At 72.3% G+C, this 13266-nt stretch carries 11 protein-coding genes; 7 read left to right on the top strand and 4 right to left on the bottom strand.

The features are described 5' to 3' along the window. Window positions 1-44: 44 nt before the first annotated feature. Entirely contained in the window at window positions 45-1307 is a 1263-nt protein-coding gene (gene fabF / locus ACFC0D_RS20380; RefSeq protein ID WP_376437657.1) for a beta-ketoacyl-ACP synthase II, read from the top strand. Between the two features lie 61 nt (window positions 1308-1368). Here the strand turns inward: fabF and ACFC0D_RS20375 are convergent, their stop codons facing one another. Continuing rightward, on the bottom strand, window positions 1369-1863 hold the full coding sequence (locus tag ACFC0D_RS20375; protein ID WP_137989482.1) for a DUF3145 domain-containing protein: 495 nt from the start codon (window positions 1861-1863) through the stop codon (window positions 1369-1371). Between the two features lie 261 nt (window positions 1864-2124). Here ACFC0D_RS20375 and ACFC0D_RS20370 point away from each other — a divergent pair, with 261 nt between their 5' ends. Together ACFC0D_RS20370 and ACFC0D_RS20365 are read left to right on the top strand one after the other, a co-directional pair. Next, the gene (locus ACFC0D_RS20370; protein WP_376437652.1) at window positions 2125-3024 is read left to right on the top strand and encodes an SGNH/GDSL hydrolase family protein; all 900 of its coding nucleotides are present in this window, start codon (window positions 2125-2127) and stop codon (window positions 3022-3024) included. Window positions 3025-3035: 11 nt separating this feature from the next. After that, on the top strand, window positions 3036-3968 hold the full coding sequence (locus ACFC0D_RS20365) for an aldose epimerase family protein (RefSeq protein WP_376437649.1): 933 nt from the start codon (window positions 3036-3038) through the stop codon (window positions 3966-3968). Between the two features lie 59 nt (window positions 3969-4027). Here the strand turns inward: ACFC0D_RS20365 and ACFC0D_RS20360 are convergent, their stop codons facing one another. Continuing rightward, the gene (locus ACFC0D_RS20360; protein WP_376437646.1) at window positions 4028-6466 is read right to left on the bottom strand and encodes a glycoside hydrolase family 3 protein; all 2439 of its coding nucleotides are present in this window, start codon (window positions 6464-6466) and stop codon (window positions 4028-4030) included. Window positions 6467-6623: 157 nt separating this feature from the next. Between ACFC0D_RS20360 and ACFC0D_RS20355 the strand changes: the two genes are divergently transcribed. The 3 genes from ACFC0D_RS20355 to ACFC0D_RS20345 all read left to right on the top strand — a co-directional run bounded on the left by ACFC0D_RS20355 (window position 6624) and on the right by ACFC0D_RS20345 (window position 9275). Then, window positions 6624-7193 carry a TetR/AcrR family transcriptional regulator gene (locus ACFC0D_RS20355; RefSeq protein ID WP_376437644.1) on the top strand — a complete coding sequence of 190 codons (570 nt, stop codon included), beginning with the start codon at window positions 6624-6626 and terminating at the stop codon, window positions 7191-7193. A gap of 78 nt (window positions 7194-7271) precedes the next feature. Next, complete coding sequence (locus tag ACFC0D_RS20350) at window positions 7272-8513, top strand: pyroglutamyl peptidase (protein WP_376437733.1); 1242 nt, start codon at window positions 7272-7274, stop codon at window positions 8511-8513. A gap of 48 nt (window positions 8514-8561) precedes the next feature. Beyond that, complete coding sequence (locus ACFC0D_RS20345; protein ID WP_376437641.1) at window positions 8562-9275, top strand: carbon-nitrogen hydrolase family protein; 714 nt, start codon at window positions 8562-8564, stop codon at window positions 9273-9275. A gap of 16 nt (window positions 9276-9291) precedes the next feature. On the opposite strand, the gene ACFC0D_RS20340 is transcribed toward ACFC0D_RS20345, so the two are convergent. Then, on the bottom strand, window positions 9292-10107 hold the full coding sequence (locus ACFC0D_RS20340) for an EI24 domain-containing protein (protein WP_376437638.1): 816 nt from the start codon (window positions 10105-10107) through the stop codon (window positions 9292-9294). Between the two features lie 100 nt (window positions 10108-10207). On the opposite strand from ACFC0D_RS20340, the gene ACFC0D_RS20335 reads away from it, so the two are divergent. Next, entirely contained in the window at window positions 10208-12736 is a 2529-nt protein-coding gene (locus ACFC0D_RS20335) for a M14 family zinc carboxypeptidase (RefSeq protein ID WP_376437635.1), read from the top strand. Window positions 12737-12832: 96 nt separating this feature from the next. Here ACFC0D_RS20335 and ACFC0D_RS20330 read toward each other — a convergent pair whose 3' ends face one another. Further along, window positions 12833-13255 (bottom strand): organic hydroperoxide resistance protein, encoded by a 423-nt coding sequence (locus ACFC0D_RS20330; protein WP_352189301.1) that lies wholly within the window; start codon window positions 13253-13255, stop codon window positions 12833-12835. Window positions 13256-13266: the final 11 nt, after the last annotated feature.

Below are 13266 nucleotides of genomic sequence, written 5' to 3'. Positions count from 1 at the left end.
TGGCGCCGTTTTTCGACCATCACACACGTGGAGAAAGAATTCCTGTGAGCTCGACCAATCGCACCGTGGTCGTCACCGGTATCGGCGCAACCACACCGCTGGGTGGCGACTCCGCATCGACCTGGGAAGGTCTGATCGCGGGACGCTCCGGCGTCAAGCCCCTTGAGGGCGAACGATTCGCCGAACTGCCCGTCCAGATCGCGGCCCTCGCCGCGGTCGACCCGGGTGACGTTCTGCCCCGCCCGCTCGCCCGCAAGCTGGACCGCTCGGCGCAGTTCGCGCTGATCGCGGCCCGCGAGGCGTGGGCCGACGCGGGCTACACCGCCCCGGCCGGTGAGGACGAGAGCATCGTGCCCGAGCGGCTCGGTTCCGTCATCGCCTCCGGCATCGGCGGTGTCACGACGCTGCTCGACCAGTACGACGTGCTGAAGGACAAGGGCGTTCGCCGTGTCTCCCCGCACACCGTGCCCATGCTCATGCCGAACAGCCCCTCCGCCAACGTCGGTCTGGAGGTGAACGCCCGGGCGGGCGTCCACACCCCCGTCTCCGCGTGTGCGTCGGGTGCCGAGGCGATCGGCTACGCCGTCGAGATGATCCGTACCGGCCGGGCCGACGTGGTCGTGGCCGGCGGCACCGAGGCGGCGATCCACCCGCTGCCGATCGCGGCCTTCGCCAACATGATGGCGATGTCCAAGAACAACGACGAGCCGACGAAGGCCTCGCGTCCGTACGACACGGGCCGTGACGGCTTCGTGCTCGGCGAGGGCGCGGGCGTGGTGATCCTCGAGTCCGAGGAGCACGCGAAGGCCCGTGGCGCCCGCGTCTACTGCGAGGTGCTGGGCCAGGGCCTGTCGGCCGACAGCCACCACATCGCGCAGCCCGAGCCGACCGGCCGGGGCATCGCCGCGGCGATGCAGAACCTGCTGGACTCGACGGACCTCAAGCCCTCCGAGGTCGTCCACCTCAACGCGCACGCCACGTCGACGCCGCAGGGCGACGTCGCCGAGATCAAGGCGCTGCGCAAGGTGCTGGGCGACGACCTGGACCACGTCGCGATCTCCGCGACGAAGTCGATGACGGGTCACCTCCTGGGCGGCGCGGGCGGCATCGAGACCGTCGCGACGGTCCTGGCGCTCCACCACCGTCTGGCCCCGCCGACGATCAACGTCGACGAGCTGGACCCGGACGTCACCGCGGACATCGTCCGCGACGAGCCTCGCGAGCTGCCGCAGGGCACGATCGCCGCGATCAACAACTCGTTCGGCTTCGGCGGCCACAACGTGGTCCTCGCCTTCCGCACGATCTGACCCGCACACGCGACGGAGGCCCACCCCATGACCGGGGTGGGCCTTCGGCGTGTCCGGGGCTTCAGACCACCTGGTGGAGCCAGCGGACCGGGGCTCCTTCGCCCGCGTACCGGAACGGCTCCAGTTCGTCGTCCCAGGGCTTGCCGAGGAGCTTGGCGATCTCCGCCTCGAGTTCCGTCTCGCCGCGTACCGAGCGGGCCAGTGCCGCCCTGAGGCGGTCCTCCGGGATCAGGATGTCGCCGTGCATTCCGGTGACGGCGTGGAAGATGCCCAGCTCCGGCGTGGCGCTGTAGCGCTCGCCCTCGGCCGTGGGGCAGGGTTCCGCGGTGACCTCGAAGCGAAGCATCTGCCAGCCGCGCAGGGCGGAGGCGAGCTTGGAGGCGGTGCCGGTCTCGCCCTGCCAGGAGAACTCGGCTCTCCAGGTGCCGGGGGACGCCGGCTGGCGGATCCAGTCGAGCTGGACTCTCGCACCGAGGACACCCGCGACCGCCCATTCGACGTGCGGGCACAGCGCGCGCGGTGCGGAGTGAACGTACAGGACTCCACGTGTCGTCACCGGGACCTCCAGTGTGGGACGAGGTTCGCCTTTCCCAGCGGCCTCAGTAAACAGCATCGGGAGTAAAACTCCACAAAAGGGACAGCATGTGACGTGATGTAATTTACCGGAGCCGGTTGGCAAAGGTGCCTCTGGTTCGACGGGGGAAAAGCTACCGTGCCGCACCGCCCTTGGGGTGACGTACGGTCGGTCCGGGGGTGGCTGGACACCAAGCTTTCACCCGCCAGGACGCCGAACGGACACCGGAGGAGGGGCCGAGCGATGCGCGGCCGACAACGTCTTCGTACCACCGTCGCCTCCGCCACGGCCGCACTGCTGCTGTGCGCGGGCACTCTGACGGGGTGTGAGGCGGCCGGCCCCGCGGCGACCGCCCCGCCGAAGCCCAGGCCGACACCGAAGCCCACGCCCGTCTGGGACCGCTCCCCCGCCTCCCTCGCGGCCGTCGGCGACTCCATCACCCGCGCCTTCGACGCCTGCTCGGTCCTGTCGGACTGCCCGGAGGTGTCCTGGGCGACCGGCACGGACACCACCGTCAACAGCCTCGCCCTGCGGCTCCTCGGGGCGAAGGGCACGGCCGCGCGCAGTTGGAACCTGGCGCGGACCGGTGCGCGGATGGCGGAGCTCCCGGCCCAGATGGCCCGGGCGGCGGCCGAGAAGCCCGAGCTGGTGACGGTGATGATGGGCGCGAACGACGCCTGCCGGGACCGGGCCGAACTGATGACCCCGGTCGAGGAGTTCCGCGCGGACTTCGAGGCGTCGCTCGCCGAGCTGCGGAGGACGGCACCGAAGGCGCAGGTGTACGTGTCGAGCGTGCCCGACCTGAAGCGCCTGTGGTCGCAGGGCAAGGAGAGCCCGATGGGCCGCCAGGTCTGGAAGCTGGGCATCTGCGCCTCGATGCTGGCCGACGCGGAGGATCTGAGCGCGCCGGCCGAGCAGCGCCGGACGCGGGTGCGGGACCGGGTGGTGGCGTACAACACGGTCCTGAAGGAGGTCTGCGCGAAGGACCTGCGCTGCCGGTACGACGGCGGCGCGGTGTTCGGCTTCCGCTTCGACGGAGCGCAGCTCAGCCCCTGGGACTGGTTCCACCCGAGCAAGGACGGGCAGGCGAGGCTCGCGGAGATCGCGCACCGGCAGGTGACGGCTCCGGAGCCGCCCGCGTAGGGTTCCCGATCATGAGGATCACGAGTGAGCCCTTCGGTTCGGTCGACGGTACGGACGTCACACGCTGGACGCTCCAGCGGGGCGCCGTGCGGGTGCGGGTGCTGACGTACGGCGGCATCGTGCAGTCGGTCGAGACGCCGGACCGGGACGGTGTCCCGGGTGGCGTGGCCCTCGGCTTCCCCGATCTGGAGGGGTATCTGAAGCGTCCGGAGCCGTACTTCGGCGCTCTGGTGGGGCGTTACGCCAATCGGGTCGCGGGCGGCGCCTTCACGCTGGACGGCACGGTCCACCGACTGCCCCTCAACGGCGGGCCGAACTGTCTGCACGGCGGGGAGCGCGGCTTCGACAAGCGGGTGTGGGACGCGGAGGAGGTCGAGTCCGGGGTACGGCTGTCCCGGGTGAGCCCGGACGGCGAGGAGGGCTTCCCCGGCCGCCTGGAGGTCTCGGTGACGTACACGCTCGACGCCGACGGGGCGCTGCGGATCGGCTACCGCGCGGAGACGGACGCGCCGACGGTGGTGGCGCTGACGAACCACTCGTACTGGGACCTGGGCGACGGGCCGCAGGAGCTGCGGGTGGCGGCCTCGCGTTTCACCCCGACCGACGGAACGGGCATCCCGACCGGAGAGTTCACCGAGGTCGCGGGCACGGAGCTGGACTTCCGCAGCGGCAGGCCGCTCACGATCCCGCTGGACCACAACTTCGTCCTGGACGGCGGGGGTTCGACGGCGGCCGAGCTGTACGCGCCGCGGAGCGGCCGCACGGTGACGGTGGAGACCACCGAGCCCGGCCTTCAGGTGTACGCGAGCCCGGAGCTGGGCGGAGTCGCCCTGGAGGCGCAGCACTTCCCGGACTCGCCTAACCGGCCGGAGTTCCCGTCGACGGTGCTGCGTCCTGGTGAGGTGTACGCCTCCGGGACGACGTTCCGCTTCGGCACGCGCTGAACGACGGGGTGAAGCCCCGGGGCGGATGTCAGGTTCCGCCCCGGGGCTGATCATGGGGGTCAGACCTCCAGCGTGGCCGTCAGGCGCGCGTCGGCGACCGAGTGCGCGGCCCTGACCTCGTACGTACCGGGGACGAAGGCCCAGTCGTTCTTCTCCTCGTCCCAGATCTCGAAGCCGCGGCGCGGCAGCGGGATCTCGACCTCGACGGACTCGCCGGCGCCCGCCTCGACGGAGCCGAAGCCGGCCAGCCAGCGTGCCGGGCGTTCCACGCCGTCCGCCGTCGGGGCCAGGTAGATCTGGACGACCTCGCGGCCGGTGCGGGTGCCGGTGTTGGTGATCCGGACCTTCGCCGTCGCCGGGGTGACCTCCAGGGAGTCGTAGGTCCACGTGGTGTAGCCGAGTCCGTGGCCGAAGGCGTACGCGGGGGTGGCGCCGGCCTTGTCCCAGGCGCGGTAGCCGATGAACACGCCCTCGGTGTAGGCGAGTCCCCCGTCTGTGGGGGTGACCTCGGTGACGGGGACGTCGGCGAGGGCGACGGGCCAGGTGGTGGGGAGCCGGCCGCCGGGCTCGGCGGCGCCGGTGAGGACGTCGGCGAGCGCGGCGCCGCCCTCCTGGCCGGGGAACCAGCTGAGCAGGATCGCGGCGACGTCGTCGCGCCAGGGCATCTCGACCGGCGAGCCGGCGTTGACGACGACGACCGTGTTCGGGTTGGCGGCGGCCACGGCCCGGACGAGTTCGTCCTGGCGGCCGGGGAGGGCGAGGTCCTTGCGGTCGAAGCCCTCGGACTCGACGCGCTCGGTGGTGGCGACGACCACGACGGCGGCGTCGGCGGTGCGGGCGGCCTCGACGGCTTCGGCGATCAGTTCGTCGGGGTCACGGCGCGGACCGAGATGGACGAAGGAGAACATGACGGCCGGCAGCGGGGCCGCGAACTCCTTGTCCAGGGGGTGCAGCAGGGACACCTCGACGGTCTCCCCCGCGGTGAGGGCGATCTTGGCGCGCTCGACGGGGGCGCCGAAGAACGCCTCGAAGGGGTCGGTCTCCGGGCCCATCGCCTGAAGGCCGTCGAAGACGGTCTCGCCCGCGATACGGAGGGTGAAGGCACCGAGGCCGCGGGTGCCGAAGGAGTGCTCACCGGACTCGCGCGGGGTGAACGTACCGGTGACCTCGATGGAGGCGAGGGTCTCGTGGGTGACGCCGGCCGGGAGGTCGTCGCCGATCCACTGGACCTGGCCGTTGGGCAGGGTGCCCTCGCCGAGGACGGTGCCGTCGGCGTCGCGGCAGACGGCGCGGAGGGTGAAGCCCTGGTCGGCGGGGGTGAGTTCGTCGCTGGGGTCGGCACCGACGGTGAAGGTGAGGGCGCCGTCGGGAAGGGCGGCGGTGAGGCCGTCGAGCGGGGAGACGGTGTGGGCGGGGAAGACCTGGGCGGAGCCGCCGCCGAGGATCCGGGCGTCGCGGGCGGCGGCGCCGGACAGGGCGACGGAACCGCCCGCCACCAGCGGCAGCACGTCGTTCTCGTTCCGTACGAGGACGACTCCGCGGTGGGCGATCTCACGGGCGAGGGCCTCGCCGTCGATCGTCCCGGGCTGTTCGGTGACGACCGGCGGGGCGCCTTCGAGGGCGCCGACGCGGGCGGCGAGCCGCAGCACGTTCCGTACGGCCGCGTCGACCGCGGACTCCTCGACCTCGCCGGCCCGGACGGCGGCGGCGAGCGCCTCGCCGTAGACGGTCCGGGGGCCGGGCATGGCGACGTCGAGGCCGCCCTCGATGTCGCCCCGGGTGGAGCGGGCGGCCATCCAGTCGGAGACGTTGCAGCCGTCGAAGCCCCACTCGCCGCGCAGGACCTCGTTGACGAGGTAGCCGTGCTCGGTCATCGTCACGCCGTTGACCTGGTTGTAGGCGGTCATGATGCCCCAGGGGTGGGCGTTCTTGACGATGGCCTCGAAGGGCGCGAGGTAGAGCTCGCGCAGCGGGCGGGCAGCGACCGTGTTGTCGACGGTGAAGCGGTCGGTCTCGGCGTCGTTGGCGACGAAGTGCTTGACCGTGGTGCCGACGCCGCCGTCCTGGACGCCCTGGACGTAGCCGGTGCCGATCTCGCCGGTGAGGTACGGGTCCTCGGAGTAGCACTCGAAGTGGCGGCCGCCGAGCGGCGAGCGGTGCAGGTTGACGGTGGGCGCGAGGAGGACGTGGACGCGCTTGCGGCGGGCCTCCTGGGCGAGGAGCCGACCGGCCCGGCGGGCGAGGGACGGGTCCCAGGCGGCGGCGAGCGCGGTCGGGGACGGCAGGGCGATCGAGGGGTCGTCGGCGGTCCAGCGGACGCCCCGGACGCCGATCGGGCCGTCGGACATGACCAGGGACTCCAGCCCGATCTCGGGCAGGGCCGGGAGCGACCACATGTCCTGGCCGGCGAGCAGCCGCGCCTTGGTGTCCAGGTCGAGCTTGCCGAGCGCCGCCTCGACGGCCTGCTCGCGAACGGTGTCCGCGCTGATCTCCGCCACGGCCGTACCTCCTCGTAGAAGTCCTTGTGGCGCCCATGGTGGACCCGCTACCTGTAGATCGGTAGGTTACGTTATTGTTTCGTAATCTTGAGATGCCGTACGGTCCTGGGTGGAAGGGACTTCCGGCAGGCGGCGACAGGGAGAGTGGGCCACGGCGATGGTGCGGGCCAGGAGCGAGGAGCGGCGCGCGGACATCGTGCGCGCGACCCTCGAAGTGATCGCCGAGCGCGGCTACCGGGGCGCGTCGCTCGGCGCCGTCGCCGAGCGGGTCGGTCTGACGCAGCAGGGACTGCTGCACTACTTCCCCACGAAGGAGGCCCTGCTCGTCGCGGTCCTCGCCGAGCGCGACAAGTGGGACACGAGCGGGGCCGGTTCGCGCGAGGGCTGGCGGCTCGATCTGATCGACTCGCTCGTCGAGTACAACGCGATGCGGCCGGGGATCGTGCAGACCTTCTCGGCCCTGCTCGGCGAGAGCGTGACCGAGGACCATCCGGCGCGCACGTTCTTCACCGAGCGCTACACCCAGGTCCGCGACGAGATGGCGAACGTCCTGCGCCTGGAGTTCGGCGAACGCCTGCCGAGCGGGCTGACCCCGGAGCGGGCGGCTCCGATCCTGACGGCCGTGATGGACGGGCTGCAGTACCAGTGGCTGCTCGACCCGGCGGCCGTGGACATGCCTGAGGCGTTCCGGGACTTTCTGCGCCTCTTGTACGGAAGCGACAAGTGAGGGCCCTGTAGCGGGAGTTGCGGGTGAGTCGGGATACTGCGCGGGCCGGTTCCCGACCCGACGGAGGGTTCACCTGTGCTGTCCCGGATACGCCATGCCGCGCTCGGCCTCGCGCTGATCACCGCCACGCTGGTCGCGGCGGCACCCCCCGCATCCGCCGACGCCGGCGCGGGCTGCTCGTGCACCGTCGAGGAGGCACGGCTCGACCGCGCCGCGCCGCAGGAGATCCTGCGGCGCGGTGGATTCGACTCCGTGGCACCGGAGTTCGCCCGCGCCCTCGCCGGCGCCGAGTCGTACCGGGAGGCCGAGCGGGCCGTCGTCCGGCACGGGGAGCGACTCTGGCGGGACGCGGTCGACCGGGCGCAGGGGCGTCGCGTACGGGGCGACCTGAGCCGGGACGACGATCGGCCGCTGTACTGGGCGCGGCTGGGCATGACCCGTGAACTGCGTTCCTGGCAACCGGATTTCGCACTCTCCGACGAGGGGCGGGCCCGGCTGCTCGACCGGCTCGAACGCTCCTCGCGCGGCCAGGACTCGATCCGTCTCCCGGCCGGCAAGGGCGTGAAGCGGATCCTGATGACCGGGTTCGACCCGTTCACGCTCGACCGGGACGTGCGGATCAGCAATCCGTCCGGGGCCACCGCGCTCGCCCTGGACGGCACCTGGATCCGCACGGCGGACGGCACCCTCGCCCGGGTCGAGACGGCCGTCTTCCCGGTCCGCTGGCGGGACTTCGCCGACGGGACGGTCGAGCGGACCCTGCGGGACCAGCTGCCGAAGGCGGACCTGTTCACCACGGTCAGCCAGGGCCGGATCGGCCGCTTCGACATCGAACGGTCCAACGGTGCCTGGCGGGGCGGCTTCCCCGACAACGAGAACCTCTCGCGCACGGAGACCGTCCCGGTCGCCGACCCGGCCACCCAGCCCCAGTGGACGGCGACGACCCTCCCGTACGCCTCGATCGTCGCCGCGAGCACCGGGCGCTTCCCGGTGTACGACAACACGGCGGTGACCGAGATCCCGGCCGGGTCGAGCACCCCCGTGGCACGCCCGAACGGGCCGACGCCGGGCTCCACGGCCCGTTCGGGCGGCGGCGGGGACTACCTCTCCAACGAGATCGCCTACCGCGCGACCCTGCTGCGCGACCGGCTCCGCCTGCCGGACCTGCCCGGCGGCCATGTCCACACCCCGGTCCTGCAGTTCGGCGCGGGCAACACGGACCCGACGACGGGCGCGGTCACGGACCCGGAGTTCGTACGCAACCGGCTGGACATCATCGCCCAGGTCCGGGCGATCATCGCCGTGGCCGCGTCCCGGTAGCGGCCCCTGGGGTTCCCCGTCGGCCGGGCGCGCGGGATGATGGGGGTCATGATCGTCGCAGCAGCGCAGTTCGCCCCGGTCGCCGGGGACATCGACGCCAACGTCCGTACCGTCGCCGGGCTGATCAGGGCGGCGGGCGCGGACGGCGCCCGGCTGGTCGTCTTCGCCGAGCTCTGCCTGACCGGCTACGAGCCCAGCCTCATCAGGGACACCCCTGCGCTGGTGTTCTCCGAGGACGACGAGCGTCTCGAGCCGATCAGGGAGGCCTGTAGCGCCGTCGGCGCGGCGGCCGTCGTCAACGGGCCCGTGCGCACCGCCGACGGCGGGACCGGGGTGACCTCGCTGGTGATCGGGGCGGACGGCTCACTGCTCACCCGCTACGACAAGCAGCACCTGTACGGCGTCGAGGCGGAGGTCTTCGCGCCGGGCGGGGCGGACGGCCGCTTCACCCTCGACGGGGTGCGGTTCGCGACGGCCACTTGCTACGACAACCGGTTCCCGGAGCTCGCGGAGCGGGCCGCCGCCGACGGTTGCACGGTCTATCTGGCGAGCTCGGTCCTGGCCGCCGACAACGACTCGTTCGAGAAGGTCTATCCGGTACGGGCCCGGGACTTCGGTCTGTACGTGGTGCTCGGCAACGCGCTGGGCCGCAACGAGGACGGCGTGGCCTGCGGTGCCGCCGGAGCCTGGGGCCCGGACGGCGCGCGCCTCGCCGACGCGGGGAGCGAAGAGGCGGGGTACGCGCTCGCCGAGGTCGGCTGAGCCCAGGAGGGCAGCTCTAGCCCTTGCGGTACGGGTTGCCCGGCGTCGGGACGGGGGCGGGCGCCGGGGCCGCGGCCGGCTCGTCGTCGTCCGCGTTCTCCCCGCGCAGGTCCCGGACCATGAGCGTCGCGCCCGCCACCGCGCCCGGCATCAGGAACACGGCCACGAACGGCACCAGGAACGACAGGGTCAGCGGCACGCCGAAGCCCAGGGTCAGCATCCGACGGCCGCGCAGCAACCGCAGCCGCTCCTTCAGTTCGACGCTGCGGCGCTGGAGGGCGACGGCGGTCAGCTCCTCGGCGAGGAAGAAGCCCGAGACGCAGAAACCGATCACAGGGACGACGGTCTGACCGACGACGGGGATGAAGCCGCAGGCGAAGAGCAGCACGCCGTAGCAGGCGACCCGCAGCACGACCTTGAGGCTGTCGCGCGCGGAGATCCACAGCTCGCGCCAGAGGGGCAGACCCGACTCGGGGACCTCGCCGCCCTCGGTGCGGTCGACCTCCTCGGACAGGGACTCGTAGAAGGGCTGGCCGACCAGCAGGGTCACGGCGGTGAAGGTGACGACCGCGAGGAAGAGCCCGAAGCCGAAGGTGAGGACGGTCAGGGTGTTGCGCAGGAGCCCCTGCCAGGGCGAGGACCAGTCGTCGGCGAACGGGGTCGCCCAGGCCGTCAGGTCGTCGGCCCCGTAGCCGAGGCCGACGAGGGCACCGACGTACAGCACGAGGGTCACCAGACCGGGCAGCAGCCCGAATCCGAACCATCGGCCGTGCCGGCCCACCCACTTCTGTCCCTGTACCAGATAACCGAGACCGGCCCCGAAATCACGCATGAGGATCACCCTATCGGGCCCGCGCCGTAGGCCCTCTTGTTGTCCGGGGCACGACAGGGTAGACCCCTGCGTACTGATCACTTACGGAGGTTGCGTACGTATGGCGAAACCCGGACCCGTCCTGATCACCACCGTCTGCGGCGCGCTCCTCGGCGCGCTGGTCCTCACCGCGCTGCCCGCGAGCGCCGCACCCGGCCCCTTGGGACACGGGCCCGGCGGCACGTCAGAGCCCGGTCCCGTACGCGAAGGGGCCGGGCGGGACACCGCGGCCGCGCCGCCGCGTACGTTCGCGGCGCGCTCCTCCCTCGCCCCCGCCGACACCCCGCTCCGCACGGACGGCGGCTACCCGCGACGGACGGACCTCGCGGTCCCGCCCGTCGACCCGGCCGACAGGTCGATCAAGCTGGGGCTCGCCCCGTACCACTCCCTCGCCCCGCGCCTCAACGCGCTGCAGAAGCTCGGGAACCGGGTGAGTGTCGAGGTCGCCGGACGGTCGGCGGGCGGGCACGAGCTGTATCTGGTGACCGTCACCGCCCCGGAGAGCGCCCGCGAGACCCGCGAGCAGGAGCGCATGCGCGAGCGGATCGAGAACGCGCCCGCCGCCGCGGCGAAGGACACCCGGCTGAAGGCCGCGTACAAGACCCCGGTCTTCATCAACAACAACATTCACGGCAATGAGTGGGAGGGCACGGACGCGGCCCTGGAACTCATCGAGGAGCTGGCCACCGCCACCGACCGCAAGACCGCCGGGCTGCTCGCGAGGACCCGGGTGTATCTGAACGTCACCGCCAACCCGGACGGCCGGATCGCCGGCACCCGCGCCAACGGCAACGGCTTCGACCTCAACCGGGACTTCATCACCGCGTCCCAGCCCGAGGCGCGCGCGATCCGGCGGATCGCCATCGACAAGCAGCCCGCCGTGATGCTGGACATGCACGGGTACGTCAACGGCACGCTGATCGAGCCGACGACCCCGCCGCACGGTGAGAACTACGAGTACGACCTGTTCCTGAAGAACGCCTACGCCAATGCGCTCGGCATGGAGAAGGCGGTCAACGGTCTCGGCTACACGCCCGCGAAGGACGGCGTCCGCCCGGCGGTCATCCCGTTCCGGGACGAGCAGGAGGGCTGGGACGACTGGCCGCCGATCTTCACACCGCAGTACATGCCGTTCCAGGGCGCGGTGGCCGCGCACACCATCGAGTTCCCGATGACGGTGAACAACCAGGCGTACGACACGCTGCCGGAGGCGGAGCTGCGCCGCCGGGCGGCGATCAACGTCGACATCGCGGGCGCGGCGATGCGCGCCACCCTCGACCACACGGACACGCATCGCGCGTCGGTGCTCGCCGACCAGATCGAGACGTTCCGGCGGGGCGCGGCGGGCGAGGCGCAGCGCCCGGTCTCCGAGGAGACGGTGCCCGGCGTGCCGGGGATCGGTCCGGAGGACGTGTACACGACCACGTTCCCGCGCGCGTACGTCGTTCCGGCGGGGCGGTCCCAAGCCTCCGCGGTGGCCGCGGCACGGCTCGTGGACCATCTGGTCGCCAACGACGTGCGGGTCGGGCGGGCCCTCGACGGCTCGTACGTCGTCGACATGCGCCAGCCCAAGCGCGGGATGGCGAACGTGATCCTGGCGGAGGGCCGCGACATCAGCGCGGACGTGTCGACGATGTACGACATCTCGGGCTGGAGCCTCGGGCTGCTGTGGGGCGCGACGGTGCGGCGGATCGAGCACGGCCCGGTGCCTCGCGTGGTGCGCCCGGTCCACGCCGCGGCCCCCACGGGTTCGGTCGCGCCCTTCGGGGACCTGTTGCTGCGGCTCGACGACCCGAAGGAGCTGGCCGCGGTGAACACGCTGCTGGCGCAGGGGGTGAAGGTGCGGCGGACGGCCGACGGAGCGGCGGTGGTGCCGGCGTCGGCGCGGGGCGCGGCGCGGGTGCTCGCGGACCGGTACGGGGTGGTGTTCCGGGCCACGAAGGAGCGGGGCTCGGCGCCGCTGGAGCGGACCAGGGTCGCCGCCTCGGTGACGGCCGGTGAGCTGTTCGCGCTGGGCGAGATGGGCTTCGAGGTCGTCCCGGTGTCGACGGAGATCCTGAACGCGGGCTTCGACTGGTCGACGGCCGACGTGCTGTTCGTGTCGCGGGGCCTGGAGTACGGGAAGCTCACCCCGGCCGCGCGGGAGGCACTGCGGGCGAGCGGTGCGGGTGTGGTGGGCATCGGCTCGGCGGGCGCGGCGTTCAACGCGGCGGCGGCGCTGCTCCCGGCCACGGCGGTGGAGGGCAACGGGGACGCGAACGGTGTCGTGACGGTCCGCAACGCGGGCGGGGCGATCACCGGCGGAGCTCCCGGGCACAGCTTCGTCTACGCGCCGATGTGGTTCACGGGGCTGGGGGCGGGGGTGCGGACCGAGCAGTCGTACGCGGCGGCCGATCCGCTCGTCTCCGGGCACTGGCGGCCCGGCGCGGACGGCAGGGGTGGTCCGGGCGACGCGGCCGGGCGGGCGTCGGTGGTCAGCGGCACGGCCGCGCACGGTGCGCCGGTGGTCCTGTTCGGCACGGAACCGCTCTTCCGGGACCACCCGAAGGGTGCGTTCGCGCAGGTCGGCCGGGCTCTGCTGGCGCGCTGACCGGTGCGCCGACGGATGCACCGACCGGCGCCATGACGCAAGAGGGCCGCACCCCGGTCGGTCGGGGTGCGGCCCACGTCAAGCGTACGCGCAAAATCAGACGGCCAGTTCGACCGTGATGTTGCCACGGGTCGCCTTGGAGTACGGGCAGACCTGGTGAGCCTTCTCGATCAGGCTCTTCGCGGTCTCGACGTCCACGTTCGGGATGGTCGCCGAGATCTTGACGATGATGCCGAAGCCGTCGTCGTTCTTGCCGATGCCGACCTCGGCGGTGACCGTCGAGCCCGAGATATCGGCGTTCTCGTTACGGGCCACGACGCCCAGCGCACCCTGGAAGCAGGCGCTGTACCCGGCGGCGAAGAGCTGCTCCGGGTTGGTGCCGGCGCCGGAGCCGCCCATGGCCTTCGGCGGGTTCACGACGACATCGAGCTGACCGTCGTCGGTGGCCACACGGCCGTCGCGCCCGTTCTCGGCGGTGGCGACGGCGGTGTACAGGACGTCGGACTGCTGAATGGACATGCGGGTCTTCC

The organism is Streptomyces sp. NPDC056222 (assembly GCF_042264065.1).
In the GTDB taxonomy this organism is placed as follows: Bacteria; Actinomycetota; Actinomycetes; order Streptomycetales; family Streptomycetaceae; genus Streptomyces.
Note: the sequence above shows the minus strand (reverse complement) of the source record. Positions and strands in the feature narration are given on the sequence as shown.

Coding starts and splice junctions, on each gene's coding strand:
- ACFC0D_RS20370 (WP_376437652.1), top strand. CDS start 2,125: ATGCGCGGCCGACAACGTCTTCGTACCACCGTCGCCTCCGCCACGGCC.
- ACFC0D_RS20365 (WP_376437649.1), top strand. CDS start 3,036: ATGAGGATCACGAGTGAGCCCTTCGGTTCGGTCGACGGTACGGACGTC.
- ACFC0D_RS20355 (WP_376437644.1), top strand. CDS start 6,624: ATGGTGCGGGCCAGGAGCGAGGAGCGGCGCGCGGACATCGTGCGCGCG.
- ACFC0D_RS20345 (WP_376437641.1), top strand. CDS start 8,562: ATGATCGTCGCAGCAGCGCAGTTCGCCCCGGTCGCCGGGGACATCGAC.
- ACFC0D_RS20340 (WP_376437638.1), bottom strand. CDS start 10,107: ATGCGTGATTTCGGGGCCGGTCTCGGTTATCTGGTACAGGGACAGAAG.
- ACFC0D_RS20335 (WP_376437635.1), top strand. CDS start 10,208: ATGGCGAAACCCGGACCCGTCCTGATCACCACCGTCTGCGGCGCGCTC.
- ACFC0D_RS20330 (WP_352189301.1), bottom strand. CDS start 13,255: ATGTCCATTCAGCAGTCCGACGTCCTGTACACCGCCGTCGCCACCGCC.